The sequence below is a fragment of the Pseudonocardia adelaidensis genome, from assembly GCF_039543345.1.
Lineage (GTDB): Bacteria > Actinomycetota > Actinomycetes > Mycobacteriales > Pseudonocardiaceae > Pseudonocardia > Pseudonocardia adelaidensis.
In genome coordinates this window covers 29,988-45,466 of the sequence record NZ_BAABJO010000017.1, presented here as the reverse complement: position 1 = coordinate 45,466, position 15,479 = coordinate 29,988, and the positions used below count along the sequence as shown (strand labels likewise).

Sequence of the window (15,479 nt, the reverse complement as noted above, 5' to 3'; positions counted from 1 at the left end):
AGCGCATTCCTCCAATACGGTGACGCGCATGCGCCGGTTGCTCGCCGCCCTGCCCGTCGTGCTGCTGCTGTTCGCGGGCTGTGCGTCGACGCAGGCACCGCCCCCGCCACCGCCGCCTCCACCTGCCCCGGTGACACCCACCGTCGAGACCACGGCCGGAGAGTGGGCCGGCCGGATCGGCATACCGGGTGCCCCGCTCGAGATCGGCATCCGGCTGACCGCCGAGGCAGGCAAGCTGCGCGGGGAGATCGACATCCCGGCCCAGGCGATCAAGGCCATGCCGCTGTCCGACGTGCTGCTGGAGGGGAAGGAACTCTCCTTCCGCCTCCCGGACGTGGGCGGCGACGCCTGGTTCCGCGGCACGTTCGAGGCGGACGGCAAGAGCATCCCCGGCGCGTTCACGCAGTTCGGGCAGTCGTTCCCGCTCGTGCTCCGGCCCGGACCGGCCGCGGGCAGGCCGCAGGAGCCCAAGCCGCCGTTCCCGTACCGGATCGAGGAGGTCAAGTACCCCGGCCAGGGCGTCGACATCGCCGGCACCCTGACCCGGCCGGAGGGACCGGGTCCGTTCACCGCGGTCCTGCTCCTCACGGGCAGCGGCGCGCAGAACCGCGACGAGGAGCTCTTCGGGCACAAGCCGTTCCTGCTGCTCGCCGACCTCCTGACGCGCGCCGGGTACGCGGTGCTGCGCGTCGACGACCGCGGCATCGGCGGGTCGACGGGATCGCTCTACGACTCCGACTACGACCAGCTCACCGGCGACGCCGTGGCAGGCGTGGAGTACCTGCGCACCCGCCCGGAGATCAACGGCGCCAAGATCGGGTTGCTCGGGCACAGCGAGGGTGGCTACCTGGCGCCGCTGGTCGCGGAGCGCACCCCGGTCGCGTTCGTGATCACGATGGCCGGGCCGGCCGCGACCGGGGAAGAGGTGCTGGCGCTGCAGAACCAGCTGTTGCTGGAGGCCGCTGGGGCGCCGCCCGAGGTGGTGTCCAACCAGCTCGCGTACGTGCGCACGCTGGTCGCCCTGCTGCGCGCCCAGGACTACCAGCGGGCGCGCGCGCTCGCCGTACGCCAGCTCGTGTCCCAGGCCACGGGCCTGCCGCCGGAACAGCAGCCCAGCCCGGACCAGATCGAGGCCCAGGTGGCGGCCACCGTCAACCCGTACTACCGCTCGTGGGCGGTGCACGACCCGGCACCCGCCCTGCAGGCGCTGCGGGTGCCCGTGCTCGCGTTCTTCGGCGGCGCGGACCAGCAGGTCTCGGCGGGCCAGAACGAGCCGCTGATGCGCTCACTGCTCGCCGCCGACCCGGACGCCACGGTCCGGACGCTGCCCGGGCTCAACCACCTCATGCAGCCTGCCGGGAGCGGCGGGCTGGACGAGTACGCCACGATCGACACGACCATCGACCCGTCGGCGCTCGACCTCGTGCGCAGCTGGCTCACGCAGCGGTTCCCGGCGTAGGGCCGGCGCCGAACGCCGGCATGGCGGCTGCTAGCCGCGGTGGGGCGCGAAGAACGCCTCCAGCAGCGCGGCGCACTCCGCCTCCAGCACGCCGCCCACCACCTCGGGCCGGTGGTTCAGGCGCCGGTCGCGCAGCACGTCCCACAGCGAGCCCGCGGCGCCGGTCCTGGGTTCCCATGCGCCGAAGACGACCCGGCGCACGCGGGCCAGCCCGAGCGCTCCCGCGCACATCGTGCAGGGCTCGACGGTGACGGCGACGGTGCAGCCCTCCAGGCGCCACTCGCCCGCGACGCGCGCGGCCGCGCGCAGGGCGAGCAGCTCGGCGTGTGCGGTGGGGTCCCCCAGTGCCTCGCGCGCGTTGCAGGCGGCGGCCAGCTCGCTTCCCGCGGCGTCGACGACGATCGCCCCGATCGGGACGTCACCGGTGGCGGGTGCGGCCGCTGCCACCTCGAGCGCGCGCCGGACCAGCGCCTCGTCCGAGGCGAGCGGCGGCATCACCTACTCGACGACCTCGGCGAGGGCGTCGGCGAACCCGCAGCGGCGGCCGATCGCGGCCAGCTGCTCGTCGGGGTAGAGCTCGACCTCGGCGGCGAGCACCTCCAGCTCGTCGGCGGGCAGGCCGAGGTCGGCGAGGATCGAGAGGTCGCCCTCCGGCCACGGCGGCGCGTCGAGCGCGTCCTCCTCCGGCGGCAGGTCGACGCGAAGCAGGTCGAGCACGTCGGCGGCGACGTCGTAGTCCAGCGCCGCGACGGCGTCGGAGACCATCAGCGACACCCCGCCCGGGGTGGGACGCAGCAGCACGAAGAACTCGTCGTCGACGTCGAGCAGGCCGAGCACGGCGCCGGTGGAGCGCAGCGCGCGCAGCTCGGTGATCGCCGTGTCGAGGTCGACGAGCGCCTCCGGGACCAGACGCAGGCAACGCCACAGGCCGTCCTCCCGGATCGCCGCGACGGCGTATCCGGGCAGGGCCTGTTCCCGCACGTCCGCGGGACGCTCGACGCTCTGCACCGCCATGCCCATACGGTAAGCCTCTTGACGACTGTGCTCCAAACCACAACCGGAAGTTGGCCCTCGCGTCACCTCCCGGAGATGCCAGGATCGTGCACATGTCGCTACCGGGTGCCCCGATCGACGGACTGCACGCCCACGCCCGCAGTGTTCAGCCACGCACGGTGACGTTGCGGCGCGCGCTGCACCGTCATCCCGAGCTGGGGCTCGACCTTCCCCGCACCCGGGACGCCGTGGTCGCCGCGCTCGCCGACCTGCCGGTGCAGGTGCACCTCGGGCGCTCGGTCAGCTCGGTGGTGGCCGTGCTGGAGGGCCACCGGCCCGGCCCCACGATCCTGCTGCGCGGCGACATGGACGCGCTGCCGCTGCCGGAGGACACCGGCCTCCCGTTCGCCTCCGAGGTGCCGGGCAGCATGCACGCCTGCGGGCACGACACGCACGTGGCGATGCTCGCCTCGGCGGCCCACGTGCTCGCCGAGCGCCGCGACGAGCTCGCCGGGCGCGTCGTGTTCATGTTCCAGCCCGGCGAGGAGGGCTTCCACGGCGCGCGGTACATGATCGAGGAGGGTCTGCTCGACCGCACCGGGCCCGCGGGACGGCCGGACGCCGCCTTCGCCCTGCACATCTCCGCGACCCTGCCGTCCGGCGAGGTGCACGCCCGCCCCGGGCCGCTGATGGCCGCCGCCGACGTCATCCGCGTCACCGTCAGCGGGCGCGGCGGGCACGCCTCGGCCCCGCACGACGCACTCGACCCGGTGCCCGCGGCCGCCGCCATGGTGGGGGCGCTGCAGACCGCCGTGACGCGGCGGATCGACACCCATCAGCCGGTGGTGCTCACGATCGCGCACATCATGGCCGGCACCACCAACAACGTCATCCCGGAGACGGCGATCCTCGAGGGCACGCTGCGCAGCCTGTCCGAGACCACCCGCGCCACCATGTACGAGGAGATCCGGCGGGTCTGCCGGCACACGGCCATGGCCCACGGGTGCACGGCCGAGGTGGAGATCGAGCCAGGCTACCCCGTCACGGTCAACGACTCCGGCGCGGTCGACCACGTCACCGCTCTGGCCGGTGACGTGCTCGGGCGCGACAACGTGGTCCCGATGTCCAGCCCGATCATGGGCGCCGAGGACTTCTCCTACGTGCTCGCCGAGGTTCCCGGTGCGCTCGCCTTCCTCGGCGGCTGCCCACCCGGCGTCGACCCGGCGCTCGCCCCGCCCAACCACTCCAACCGCGTCGTCTTCGACGAGGAGGCGATGGCCGCGGGCGTCGCCGTCTACGCCGGGCTCGCCCTCGCCGGCCTGTAAGGATGGGGAGGTGCTGCCTGATCTCCGCGAACTCGGCATGTCCCTGCGCTCCCGGGAGCTCTCCGCCACCGAGCACGTCCGGGACGTCCTGGACCGGCTCGCCGCCGACACCTGCAACGCCGTCATAGCCCTGGACGCCGAACGCGCGCTGGCCGCGGCCGCCGAGCGGGACGCCGAGCTCGCCCGCGGGGAGTGGCGCGGCCCGTTGCACGGGGTCGCGGTCGGCGTGAAGGACCTGATCGACGTGGCCGGTCTCCCGACCCGCGCGGGGTCGAACGTCCTCGCCGACGCGCCGCCCGCCACGGCCGACGCACCGGTGGTCGCCCGGTTGCGCGAGGCCGGCGCCGTTGTCGTCGCGAAGCTGCACACCCACGAGTTCGCCTACGGCCCCACGGGCGACGTCGCCGCCACCGGGCCCGCGCGCAACCCGCACGACCCGTCACGGATCACCGGGGGCTCGTCGTCGGGCCCCGCGGCCGCCGTCGGCGCGGGGCACCTGCCGCTCGCGCTCGGCACCGACACCGGCGCGAGCGTGCGCACCCCGGCCGCGCTCTGCGGCGTCGTCGGGCTCAAGCCGGCGTTCGGCGCGCTCCCGACCGAGGGGTGCTTCCCGCTCTCGGAGTCGCTCGACCACGTCGGCGTGCTCGCCGCGGACGTGCACGCGGCGTCCGTCGCATGGGACGTGCTGAGCCGGCCGGACGGCACCGGCGGCGGCATCCAGTCCCCCGGCGTGGGGGGCGTGCGGGTCGGCCTGCTCACCGACGAGTACTGGCGCCCGCTCGATCCGGCCCTCGCCGATGCCGTCGACGCCGCGGCGGCCCGGCTGCAGGCCCGCGGGGCGCAGCTGCACGAGGTGAAGACGCCGATGATCGAGGAGCTCGCCGCCACGTACCCGGTGATCGTCGGCGCCGAGGCCTACGCCACCCATGCGCAGTGGCTCGCCGACCGGCCGCAGGACTACCAACCGATCACGCGCGAACGGCTGCTGCCGTTCGCCGACCAGCCGGCGCGGGCCTACGTCGACGCGCTGCGCACGCGGCGCCGCCTCAAGGCGGCCCTGCGCGCGGCCGTCGCCCACCTCGACGTCCTGCTGCTGCCCACCACCCGGCTGCGCGCCACCCCGATCGGGGCGACCGACGTGACCGTCAACGGCGCGGACGTGCCGGTCCGCCCCCAGCTGCTCGGGCTCACCCTGCCGTTCAACCTCACCGGCTGGCCCGCCGCCTCCGTGCCCGGCGAGGTGACCGACGGCGGCCTCCCGGCGGGCGTCCAGATCGTCGGCGTGCGCCTGGAGGAGCGCGGGGTCCTGCGCGTGGCGGGGGCGCTCACCCGCGGCTGAGGGCGGGCCGCGTACCGTTCCGCGGCGTGACGGAGCGGGCGGTGTGCGTGATCGGCGCCGGGTTGATCGGCGGGTCGCTGATGCGGGCCGCGGACAAGGCCGGGCGGACCGTCTGGGGCACCAGCGCGTCGGACGGGACCGCGGCGGAGGCGCGCACCGACGGGTTCGACGTCGGCACCGACACCGACGCCGCGCTGCGCCGGGCCGCCGAGGCGGACGCACTCGTGGTGCTGGCCGTCCCGCTGCCGGCCCTCGACGGCGTGCTGCGCCGGGTGGCTGCGGTGGCGCCCACGTGCCGGCTCACCGACGCGGTGAGCGTCAAGGTCGCGGTGGCCGACGCCGTGGCCCGGATCGCACCGCGTGCCCGGTACGTCGGCGGGCATCCGATGGCGGGCACCGCGGAGTCGGGTTGGGCCGCCGGGAACGCCGAGCTGTTCGCCGATGCGTCGTGGGTGGTCGCCGCCGACGACGGCATCGACCTCGACGTGTGGGCCGACGTCGCCGAGCTGGCGTGGGACTGTGGATCCCGCGTGGTCCCGGCGGCGTCCGACGAGCACGACCTCGCGGTGGCTCGGGTGTCGCACCTGCCGCACCTGTTCGCCGCCGTGCTCGCTGCCGTGGGCGCCGCGGGCGAGGACGACCTGCCGCTCGCGCTGGCAGCCTCCTCGTTCGCCGACGGCACGCGGGTGGCCGGCACCCGCCCCGAGCTCGTGCTCGCGATGTGCGAGGGCAACCGGGACGCGCTGCTCGCCGCCGTGGACGACGCGCTGGGCCGCCTCGGCGCGATGCGCGGCGCGCTCGCTTCCACCGGAGGGCTGGCGGCGACCGTCCGGGCGGGCCACGAGGGCCGCCTCCGGTGGGCCGCGGCCCGGAACCCGCAGCACGTGCGGGTGCGGCGGGGCACCACGCCCGGCGAGCTGCGGGAGATCGGCCGTCGCGGGGACGCCGTGGTCGGCTGGGCCTGAGATCACGGCGGGGCCTGGAATCACGAGGACCGCGCTGCGAGATCTTGGTGGCGGGCCCAACGGCTCCGGGAGGTCCAGCCTGCTCGCGGTGCTCGCCGGGGTGCTCGAGCCCGACACGGGCCGCGTGCACCGGTCGCGGTCGGCGCGGGTCGGGCTCCTCACCCACGAGTCGCCGCGTGCGTCACGGCGGCGCGCGCTCGACGTGTACGACGCGCAGACCGAGCGGAACGGCAGCCAGCGCCGCCCAGCGCACCTTCTTCACGTCGATCAGCCTTGATCGACGATCTACGGCGGGTCGAGGTCATCGGCAGGACACCGACCGGCCAGTTCAGCTGGGGGCAGGCTCCAGCCGGCGGGCGAGCCCCGGATAGGTCGTCACGACACCGTCGGCGTCGACCACGAGGTCGGCGGTGAAGTCGCCCCACCGGAACCCGATCTCGGCGTGGCCGGTGCCCTCGTCCAGCTCCGACACGGTGCGGTAGGTCTGCTCGACCACGCGCACCTCGAGCTCGGGCAGCGACACGAACACCATCGGCAGGGTGTGCTCGCCCGACTGCCGGTGCAGGCCGAGCCTGCGGATCGGGATCGCGTTGAACATCGGGCTGAACGCGAGGTCGACGTCGACCGCGCCCGCGCAGTCGTCGCGGACGGCGCCGGTGCCGGAGCCGGTGTCGAGCAGCCAGACCCCGTCGTCGGTGCGGTTGATCGTGAGATGACGTTCCCGCTCGGCGGTGGCGCTGGTGACCGAGAGCCGGGTGAGCGTGCCGTCCTCACCGACCACGAGCCGGTAGGAGGAGGTGAAGCCGCCGCCGTCCGGTTCGACGCGCACCATCCGCCCGAGCGCCCGGAACCCGCCGTGACCGGGAATCATGCGCACGCCCTCGAGGCCGTGGCCGTCCTCGGCCTGCCACGTCAGCATCGTCGTCACCGGAGCCACCGTAGCCGAGCGCCGCGCCTGTCGTGACCTTGCGGCATACATGATCGCTGCACGTGGCCTCCTCGTCGCCGCGCGTGAGCGGACGCCGCCATTCTCGGCCGTTCAGCCCTCGAACTCCACGTGTGCGGGGTCCAGATCGTCGCGCACCCCGCGGAACACCGGGTGCCACAGCCGCGCGGCGTCGGTCCAGCCGGTGTGGCTCACCTCGACGACCGTGTCGGGCTCGCACCACCGGGCGCCCGCCGCTTCCGCGCGCGGCAGCGGCGCGGCGAACGGCGCGGCCCCCACCTGGGTCAGCCGCTCCCGCAGGAGCCGCTGCACGCGCTCGCCCGCGAGGCCAGAGCCGACGCGGCCGACGTACCGCAGGCCGCCGCCGTCGGGCACGCCGAGCAGCAGCGCACCGATCCGGTTCGAACCGCTGCGCTCCGGTCGCCACCCGCCCACCAGGCAGGCCTGGGAGTGCCGGTGGGTGATCTTCGTCCAGCTGGGGCTGCGGCGACCGGGCCGGTACACCCCGTCGCGCCGCTTGGCGACGATTCCCTCCATCCCCCGCTCCCGGGTGGCGTCGAACAGTGCCACCCCGTCGGTGTAGATCGGGGAGAGCGACAGCACCGGGACGGAGGCGGTGTCGAGGCGTTCGAGGGTGCCGCGACGCTCCGCGAACGGGCGCTCCAGCAGCGGCACGCCGTAGAGCCGGAGCACGTCGAACACCATGAACGTGACGGGCCGGGCCTGCGCGACCCGCGGCGCCACCGGGCCGTGCATCCGGTCGGCGAGCGCCGCGAAGCTGGGCACGCCGTTCTCCAGGAGCACCACCTCGCCGTCGAGGAGGACGTCGGGCGCGAGGTCGGTGAGCGCGGCGAGCTCCGGGAAGTTCGCCGTGACGTCGCGTTCGCTGCGGCTGGACAGCCGGACCCGGCCGTCGGCGACGTCGGCGAGCAACCGCATGCCGTCCCATTTCACCTCGAACAGCCACTGCGGGCCGCTCGGAAGGGCGCCGGGGGTGGCGAGCATGGGCTGCACGCCGCCATGCTGACACCAAGAGTCGCGCAACGAGTCGCGGAACACGGAGGAAACGGGGGCGCGCATGCGCGCGATGTGGAGCGGCGCGGTGTCGTTCGGGCTGGTGAGCGTGCCGGTGAAGGCCTACTCGGCCACGTCCAACCACGACATCAGGTTCCACCAGGTGCACGCCGCCGACGGTGGGCGGATCAAGTACAAGCGCACCTGTTCGATCGACGGCGCGGAGGTCGAGTACGCCGACATCGTCAAGGGCTACGAGACGGACGACGGCGAGCTGATCACCCTCGACGAGGAGGACCTCGACTCGCTGCCCACGAAGTCGGGGCACGAGATCGATGTGATCGAGTTCGTCCCGGCCGACCAGATCGACCCGCTGCTGTTCGACAAGAGCTACTACCTCGAGCCGGAGGCCAAGGCGGCCAAGCCGTACGCGCTGCTGCGCGAGGCGCTCGTGCAGACCGACCGGATGGCGGTCGTCAAGGTCGCGTTGCGGCAGCGGGAGAGCGTCGCGCTGCTGCGCGTGCGCGACAAGGCGATCGTGCTGCAGACCATGCTGTGGCCCGACGAGGTGCGCGAGCCGGAGTTCGACATCCTCGACGCCGAGGTCGAGCTGCGCCCCCAGGAACTCACGATGGCCGCCTCGCTCGTGGAGAGCCTCGGGGCCGACTTCGACCCCACGCAGTTCCAGGACGAGTACCGCGACGCGGTCGTCGAGCTGATCGAGCGCAAGCGCACCACGGGCGACACCCGGCCCGCCCCGGCGGCCGAGAGGCGCGAAGAGGGCCCGGACAGCATGACGGACCTGCTCAGCGCCCTGCAGGCGAGCGTGGAGGCCGCCCGGGCCGCGAGCGGCACGCCGGCCGAGGCACCGGAGGAACCGGCGGAGAAGAAACCGCCGGCGCGGAAGCCGTCCTCGCGGAAGAAGGACGACGACGAGGCCCCCCGCAAGCGCCGCAAGCCCGCCTGACGCGGGCGGTCAGGGCCCCAGTGCGTTGTCCGGCGGGCGTTCGTCGGCCTTCAGCGCGTCGAACAGGGCCTTCGAGCGGGTCTTGTCCCAGTTGACCACGCCGTCCCGCACCGGGACGGTGGTCGAGATCCCGTCGGACAGCCCGCGCATCGCCAGGCCCAGCTGGGCGAGGTGCCAGACGTGCGTGCTGCGGTCCACCGCGATCGAGCCGGACAGGCCGGTGGCGAGCGGGATCGTCCGGAACGGGTTGAACAGCGTGGCCGGACTCGTGGCCTTGTCGAGCAACGCGGAGATGAACGCGCGCTGGCGTTCCACGCGCCCGAAGTCGGACGACGCCGTGGCCCTGGTGCGCACGTAGCCCAGCGCGGTGGCCTCGTCGAGGGTCTGGCAGCCGGCCTTGATGTCCAGTGCGGCCTTGGGATCCTTGATCGACTCCGGGACGCACATCTCGACGCCGCCCACCGCGTCGACCACGGAGACGATGCCGAGGAACCCGATCTCGATGTAGTGGTCGATGCGCAGGCCGGTGGCCTTCTCGACGGTGCTGACGAGCAGCTCCGGTCCGCCGCCCTCGGCGCCACCGCCGCGCCCGTACGCCGAGTTGATCTTGTGACGGCCCTTGCCGGGGATGTCGACGATGGAGTCACGCGGGATGCTGACCAGCGTGGTGGGGCCGCTCCCGGTGTGCAGCAGCATGATCGTGTCGGTGAGCTCCGACTCCGGGTCGCCGGTTGCGTACTCCTTGCGCTGCTCGGCGGTGAGGTTCGCCCTGCTGTCGGAGCCGACGATCAGCCAGTTCGTGCCCTCCGACGACGCCGCGCTGTCCGACGGCAGCGCGGGCACCCTGGCGAGCGAGCCGTCGACGTACAACGCGAAGCCGGCCACCAGCACCACGAGGGCCAGCAGCGCGATGCCCAGGCGCCGCCCCCAGCGCGGCCTGCGCCGGACGGGTCGCGGCCGAGCAGGCCGCCGCGGCGGCGCGCCGACGGCACCCTGCGGGCTCCGGCGGCGCTGGGCCGGCAGCAACGCCGTGCGCTGCAGGGGACGCGGGCGTCGCGGGGCCGCCGTCGGCGGGTAGCCCGCGCCCTGCGCGGGCGGCGGGGGTGGATAGGGTCGCCCCGGGTGCGGTCGCCCCGGCTGCCCCCACTGGGGCGCGCCACCGCGGCGCCCCGGCCCGGGAGGTCGAGGCGGTGGCGGGCCACCGCGGCCGCGGAAGTCGTCCATGCTCCCCACCCGTCGCGTTCGGTGTACACGTCTTCCACCAACAGGGACGCATGAGTGGCCTGTCCGGTTCCATCGACGCGCCGGGCGGGTGTCAGGAGGAGAGCAGCGGCTCCCCCTCGAAGAAGCCCAGCTTCTCGCAGTAGAACTCGAGCCCCACGCCGTTGGGGTCGCGGATGTACAGGCTGTTCTCCACCCCCCGGTCCGGGCCGAGGTAGGAGATGCCCGCCGCGTCCAGGCGCTCCTTCGCGGCCGCGAACTCCTCCGGCGACGTGGAGAGCGCGAGGTGCTGGACCGCGCCGATCGTCTCGGAGAAGTCCGGGTGGTCGTGCCCCGGGAAGTCGAAGAAGCCCAGCAGGTTGCCGTTCCCGATGTCGAAGAAGAAGTGGCTGGAGCCGGCGTAGTCGCGGTTCTCCAACAGCTCGACCAGCGGGAACCCGAGCAACTCCTGGTAGAACCGGATCGTCTCCTCGACGTCGCGGCAGATCAGCGCGAGGTGGTGCACGCCCTGCACGGTGGACTCCGGGCGCTTCGCGGGCTCGACGAGATAGCGCTCCTTGAGCTCCGCCCGGCGGGCCCGGATCGCCTCGAGCTCGGCTCCCTGCGGCTGTGGCATCCGATCGTCCCTTCTCCTAGAGCATCCCGGCGTCGAGGACGAGTCCGTCGACGGCGGCGGCGTGCTCGGCCTCACGCAACCGGGCCAGCATCTTCGGCCCCATGTGCGTCAGGACCAGCCGGCCCGCCGCCAACTCGCCAGCATGCTCGCGCAGCGTGCGGTAGTCGAGGTGGTAGCGCACCTGCTGATCCCAGGTATAGGCCTCGCAGGCGAAGACGTCCGCCCCGTCCGCGGCCGCGCCGAGCGCGGGTGTCCACGCGGTGTCGCCCGAGTAGCCGAAGCCGTGTGCGCCCGCGTCGACCCGCACCGCGAGCGCCGGTGCCCCGCTGGCGTGGTCGACCTCCCAGCTGCGCAGGGAGAACGGCCCGTGGGGTCGGGTGCCACCCGCCCCGTCCAGCTCGACGACCTCCACCTCGAATCGCCGCGGGACGCCGGTGGAGCCGGGGTAGAGCGTCTCCATCGCGGTGTGCAGCCGGTCGCGGGTACCCACCGGGCCGAACACGGTGAGCGGCGCCGTCCGCCGGGTGAACTGGCCGTCGAGGACGAGGAACGGCAGCCCGCCGAAGTGGTCGCCGTGCAGGTGGGTGATGACGACGGCCCCGACCTCGCCCGGGTCGACGCCCTGGGCGCGCATCGCCGTGAGGCTCGTGGCCCCGCAGTCGACGAGGGCGGTGGCCCCCTCCGCCCGCACCCGGATGCACGTCTGGAAGCGGCCACCGCTGCCGAAGGCGTCACCGCTGCCGATGAACGTGATCTCCACAGCAGCACTGTGCCACCCGGGAGACCGGTCCGCGCGTTGGCCGGCGTCGGCGCAGGGTCCGTGGGCCCTGCGGGGGCACCGCTGCGCACGCGGCCGCGTCTACAACCAGCGCGGAGGCGCCGGGACCACCGTGGGTGCGCCGTCCGCCGCCACGGCCTCGACGGTGCCGCCGCGGCCCACCAGCCAGCCCAGCACCTGTGCGGCCGAGCCGCGGATCTGCACGGGGTGGTCGGAGGCCGGGCCGAGCGTCCAGGTCCGCTCCCGGTCGCCGGGCGCCAGCACGGCGGAGGGACACCCATCCGCAGCCGAGAGAGTGCCGGTGGAGTCGTCGAGGAGGGTGTCCACGACGTCGGGGGCGACGTCCGCGACCGAGACCCCGGCATCCAGGTCCACCGCGTGCAGCCACACCTCGCGCACCCGCATCCAGGGGATCTCGGCGGCCGGGATCGGCCGGCCGAGCGCGCTGCGCACCTCCGCCCGCCACGTGATGTCGTCGAGCGCGGCGAGGGCGGCGTCGAGCTCCTCCGCGGTGGTGACGAGCTCGGCGCGCAGCACGTCGACCGGCGCCTGCGCCGACGACTCGATCTCCGCGGCCCGGTGCTCCCGGGACGGGTACATCGGGGTCTCGACGCCGGTGCGGGCCCAGGTGGCGAGGCGGGTGAGCGCCTCGGCGTTGCGCGCGACGTGGGCCACGACGTGGGCCCGGCTCCAGCCGGGCAGCGCGCTCGGGGCGCGCAGCGCGTCGTCGGGGAGGGCGTCGACGGCGCGGGTGATCAGCTCGGTTCCCGAGCCCATCCACGGCAGCGTCACTGCGGCGTCACGGCGATCCACGCACGGATCCTAGGCCGCGATCAGCCCCCGGCGAGCGGATCGGGGCGCGCGGCCCGGCGCAGCTCCGGCATGCGCAGGCGCCGCCCCCGTGCCGCACCCCGGGCGGCCACCAGGCCGAGGCCGGCGCGCAGCGCGCTGGCGGCGTCGAGCGTGGCGTCCCGGGCGGTGGCGCTGAGCGCGGTGAAGCTGGCGTAGCCGTGCACCAGGCCCGGGAAGCGCCGGGCGACCACCGGCACGCCGGCGTCACGCAGGCGGGCGGCGAGCTGCTCGCCCTCGTCGCGCAGCGGGTCGAAGCCCGCCGTCGCGAGGTACACCGGCGGCATGCCGGACAGGTCGGTGGCGCGCAGGATCGCGCCGCGCGTGTCGTCGGTGGGCACGCCGTCGGGCAGGTACATGCGCTCGAGCTCGCGCAGCAGGTCGGCGGTGAGCCCGAACCCGGTGCCGAACAGCTCCCGCGACCCGCCGCTGCGCTCGGCGTCCGTGACGGGGTAGAGCGCGAGCACGAACGCCGGCAGCGGGCCGCCGAGGACGGCCTGCTGGTGGGCCACCACGAGCGCGAGGTTGGCGCCCGCGCTGTCGCCGCCGACCGCGATCAGGTCCGGCTGGGCCCCGAACGCCGCGGCGTCCGCCCGGACGGCGCGGAACGCCGAGAGCGAGTCCTCCAGCGCGGCCGGGTACGGGTGCTCGGGCGCCAGCCGGTACTCCACCGAGAGCACGCGCACCCCGGACTGGGCGGCGAGCAGCCGGCAGAGCGGGTCGGTGGAGGCGACGCTGCCCATGACGAAGCCGCCGCCGTGGAAGTAGATCATCAACGAGCGGGTGTCGGGCACCGCGGGTGGCACGTACAGCCGGGCGGGCAGCGGCCCGACCGCTCCCGGCACCTGCAGGTCGCGCGTCTCGATGTGCGCGAGGAGTGCGTCGGCCACGAGGTCGGCGGCGACGTCGGCCTGGCGGCGCTGCTCCGCGAGCGTTGCCCGGTCGACCGTGCCGCCGTCCTTGCTGGCGAGCAGCCGATCGACCCGGCCGAGGAGCTGCAGGTCGAGGTCGAGCTCCTGGTCGTCCACCGAGATCGCGCGGCCGGCGAGCAGGCGTTTGACCGGTCTCGGCAACCCGAACAGGACGCGGAACACCCACCGCAGCGCCTGCACGCGCACCTTCTCGCCGATCACACCTGAACGGTACGCCGCGGGGCGCGGGATTACCGGCTGCGCTACTTCAGCGCACCCACGGCGAGACCGTCCTGGATCCGCCGCTGGAACGCGATGTACACCGCGAGCACCGGGAGCAGCGCGATCACCAGGCCGGCGAACAGCGCGCTCCAGTCGGAGCGGTAGCCCTGGTTGGCCGCCAGCACGGCGAGCCCCTGGGAGAGCACGTACCGGTCCTGGTCGGGCATGAGCACCAGCGGCAACAGGAACTGGTTCCACAGGCCGAAGAAGTTGAGGATGCCGACGCTGATCATCCCCGGCCTGGCCAGCGGCAGCATGATCCGGAAGAACGCGCCGGCGTGCGAGCAGCCGTCGAGCATCGCCGCCTCGACGAGCGCGCCCGGCAGCGTCCGGAAGAAGCTCGTGAGGAAGAACACCGTGAACGGCAGCGCGTACGCCGTGTAGACGAGGATCAACCCGTGGTAGGTGCCGAGCATGCCGAGGTTCTGCACGACGAAGAACAGCGGCACGAGCGCCAGGAAGATCGGGAACGTCATCCCGGCCACGAGGGTGTAGTAGATCGCGTTGCGGCCGGGGAAGTCGTACCGGGCCAGCACGTAGGCCACCATCGCGCCGAGCAGCATCACCAGCACCACCGCCGCGCAGACGACGATCGCGCTGTTGAGGAAGTAGCGGCCGATGTTCGCCGTGGTCCAGGCGCGTACGAAGTTGTCGAGGTGCCACTCCGTGGGCGGGCTCCACGGGCTCGTGAAGATCTCGCGGTCGGACTTGAAGCTGGTGAGCACCGCCCACAGCAGGGGCACCACGCCCAGCAGCACCCAGACGACGAGCAGCCCGTGCGATACGCCCCTCAGGCCGCGCTCGCCCGCCGAGCCGCCCTCCGGTGTGCGCCGGGCGGGCGACCGCGGCGGGGTGGCCGCCGGGGTGCGCGTGTCGATGGACAATCCGGTCTCCTCAGAACTCGACTCGCTCGCGGCGGCCCATGCGCAGGACCACGACCGCCAGCGCCAGCGTCACCACGCAGAGCGCCACGCCGATGGCCGACGCGTAGCCGAACCGGCCGTCGGTGAACGCCGCGCGGTACAGGTACTGGGCCACCACCTCGGTAGAGCCGTCCGGACCGCCGTCGGGCAGCATCACCTGCAGCAGCGCGAAGCCGTCGAGCATCAGGATCCCGAGGTAGATGTACGAGGACTTGATGCTGTCCGTGAGCATCGGGAGCGTGATGCTCACGAACGTCCGGATCCCGCCGGCGCCGTCCAGCACGGCCGCCTCGAACACCTCCGTGGGCAGCGACTTCATCGCCGCGCTGAGCACGACGTAGAAGAAGCCCACGAAGCTCCAGATCAGCACGGCCATCACGGACGGCAGCGCGAACGTCGTGTCCCCGAGCCACGCGCGGGTGAGCCCGTCGAACCCGAGCAGCCGCAGCAGGCCGTTCAGCAGGCCCGCCTCCGGGTTGTAGAAGAACCCGAACAGCACGCCCGCGATCACCAGCGGCACGACGTGCGGGAAGACGAACACGACCTGGTAGAATCGCGAACCCCGCACCCCCCCGCGCCCGACGGAGCCGCGCCGCCCCGCCACCGTGGTCATGGCGGCGAGGAACAGCGCGATCGCGAGCGTCACGACCGGCACGACGACCAGCAGCAGCGCGTTGTGCCACATCGCCCGCCAGAACCGCCCGTCGCCGAGCAGCTCCGCGTAGTTCGCCAGCCCGACGAAGTTCCGGTTGGCCGAGAAGCCCCGCCAGTCGGTCATCGAGATGTAGAGCGCCTGCAGGTACGGCGACACCACGAACACGATGTAGAGCAGCAGCGGGACCGCGAGGAAGCTCGCGATGAACCGGTACTTTCCGTAACGCATCGATGGAG

Annotated in this window: 16 protein-coding genes; 5 read left to right on the top strand and 11 right to left on the bottom strand. The window is 73.8% G+C overall.

What is annotated here, in order from left to right; genetic code table 11:
- The first annotated feature begins 28 nt into the window (after nucleotides 1-28).
- On the top strand, nucleotides 29-1,459 hold the full coding sequence (locus tag ABEA81_RS22550; RefSeq protein ID WP_345607272.1) for an alpha/beta hydrolase family protein: 1,431 nt from the start codon (nucleotides 29-31) through the stop codon (nucleotides 1,457-1,459).
- 30 nt (nucleotides 1,460-1,489) lie between these two features.
- Here the strand turns inward: ABEA81_RS22550 and ABEA81_RS22545 are convergent, their stop codons facing one another.
- Complete coding sequence (locus ABEA81_RS22545; RefSeq protein ID WP_345607271.1) at nucleotides 1,490-1,954, bottom strand: nucleoside deaminase; 465 nt, start codon at nucleotides 1,952-1,954, stop codon at nucleotides 1,490-1,492.
- Between the two features lie 3 nt (nucleotides 1,955-1,957).
- Entirely contained in the window at nucleotides 1,958-2,473 is a 516-nt protein-coding gene (locus ABEA81_RS22540) for a tRNA adenosine deaminase-associated protein (protein WP_345607270.1), read from the bottom strand.
- Between the two features lie 92 nt (nucleotides 2,474-2,565).
- Between ABEA81_RS22540 and ABEA81_RS22535 the strand changes: the two genes are divergently transcribed.
- Genes ABEA81_RS22535 through ABEA81_RS22525 form a run of 3 tightly spaced genes read left to right on the top strand, consistent with a single transcriptional unit; the run spans nucleotide 2,566 to nucleotide 6,081 of the window.
- Nucleotides 2,566-3,777, top strand: coding sequence for a M20 metallopeptidase family protein (locus ABEA81_RS22535; protein ID WP_345607269.1), 1,212 nt, complete (start codon nucleotides 2,566-2,568; stop codon nucleotides 3,775-3,777).
- Nucleotides 3,778-3,787: 10 nt separating this feature from the next.
- On the top strand, nucleotides 3,788-5,116 hold the full coding sequence (locus ABEA81_RS22530) for an amidase (RefSeq protein WP_345607268.1): 1,329 nt from the start codon (nucleotides 3,788-3,790) through the stop codon (nucleotides 5,114-5,116).
- A 26-nt stretch (nucleotides 5,117-5,142) separates the two neighbouring features.
- Nucleotides 5,143-6,081 carry a prephenate dehydrogenase gene (locus ABEA81_RS22525; protein WP_345607267.1) on the top strand — a complete coding sequence of 313 codons (939 nt, stop codon included), beginning with the start codon at nucleotides 5,143-5,145 and terminating at the stop codon, nucleotides 6,079-6,081.
- A 328-nt stretch (nucleotides 6,082-6,409) separates the two neighbouring features.
- On the opposite strand, the gene ABEA81_RS22515 is transcribed toward ABEA81_RS22525, so the two are convergent.
- Together ABEA81_RS22515 and ligD are read right to left on the bottom strand one after the other, a co-directional pair.
- A complete protein-coding gene (locus ABEA81_RS22515) occupies nucleotides 6,410-7,000 on the bottom strand; it encodes a putative glycolipid-binding domain-containing protein (RefSeq protein WP_345607357.1) in 591 nt (196 codons plus the stop codon).
- A 120-nt stretch (nucleotides 7,001-7,120) separates the two neighbouring features.
- Nucleotides 7,121-8,032: a non-homologous end-joining DNA ligase gene (gene ligD, locus ABEA81_RS22510; RefSeq protein WP_345607356.1), complete on the bottom strand. Its 912-nt coding sequence runs from the start codon at nucleotides 8,030-8,032 to the stop codon at nucleotides 7,121-7,123.
- A gap of 73 nt (nucleotides 8,033-8,105) precedes the next feature.
- Here ligD and ku point away from each other — a divergent pair, with 73 nt between their 5' ends.
- Entirely contained in the window at nucleotides 8,106-9,008 is a 903-nt protein-coding gene (gene ku, locus ABEA81_RS22505) for a non-homologous end joining protein Ku (RefSeq protein ID WP_345607266.1), read from the top strand.
- A 9-nt stretch (nucleotides 9,009-9,017) separates the two neighbouring features.
- Here ku and ABEA81_RS22500 read toward each other — a convergent pair whose 3' ends face one another.
- The 7 genes from ABEA81_RS22500 to ABEA81_RS22470 form a co-directional block, all read right to left on the bottom strand.
- Nucleotides 9,018-10,232 (bottom strand): LCP family protein, encoded by a 1,215-nt coding sequence (locus tag ABEA81_RS22500; RefSeq protein WP_345607265.1) that lies wholly within the window; start codon nucleotides 10,230-10,232, stop codon nucleotides 9,018-9,020.
- Between the two features lie 91 nt (nucleotides 10,233-10,323).
- Complete coding sequence (locus tag ABEA81_RS22495; protein ID WP_345607264.1) at nucleotides 10,324-10,845, bottom strand: VOC family protein; 522 nt, start codon at nucleotides 10,843-10,845, stop codon at nucleotides 10,324-10,326.
- 16 nt (nucleotides 10,846-10,861) lie between these two features.
- Complete coding sequence (locus ABEA81_RS22490; protein ID WP_345607263.1) at nucleotides 10,862-11,605, bottom strand: MBL fold metallo-hydrolase; 744 nt, start codon at nucleotides 11,603-11,605, stop codon at nucleotides 10,862-10,864.
- Nucleotides 11,606-11,704: 99 nt separating this feature from the next.
- Nucleotides 11,705-12,436, bottom strand: a complete 732-nt coding sequence (locus ABEA81_RS22485) for a maleylpyruvate isomerase family mycothiol-dependent enzyme (RefSeq protein WP_345607262.1) — start codon at nucleotides 12,434-12,436, stop codon at nucleotides 11,705-11,707.
- Nucleotides 12,437-12,456: 20 nt separating this feature from the next.
- Nucleotides 12,457-13,605, bottom strand: a complete 1,149-nt coding sequence (locus ABEA81_RS22480; protein ID WP_345607260.1) for an alpha/beta hydrolase — start codon at nucleotides 13,603-13,605, stop codon at nucleotides 12,457-12,459.
- A gap of 41 nt (nucleotides 13,606-13,646) precedes the next feature.
- Nucleotides 13,647-14,549 carry a carbohydrate ABC transporter permease gene (locus ABEA81_RS22475; protein ID WP_345607259.1) on the bottom strand — a complete coding sequence of 301 codons (903 nt, stop codon included), beginning with the start codon at nucleotides 14,547-14,549 and terminating at the stop codon, nucleotides 13,647-13,649.
- Between the two features lie 10 nt (nucleotides 14,550-14,559).
- The gene (locus ABEA81_RS22470) at nucleotides 14,560-15,471 is read right to left on the bottom strand and encodes a carbohydrate ABC transporter permease (protein WP_345607258.1); all 912 of its coding nucleotides are present in this window, start codon (nucleotides 15,469-15,471) and stop codon (nucleotides 14,560-14,562) included.
- Between the last annotated feature and the right edge of the window lie 8 nt (nucleotides 15,472-15,479).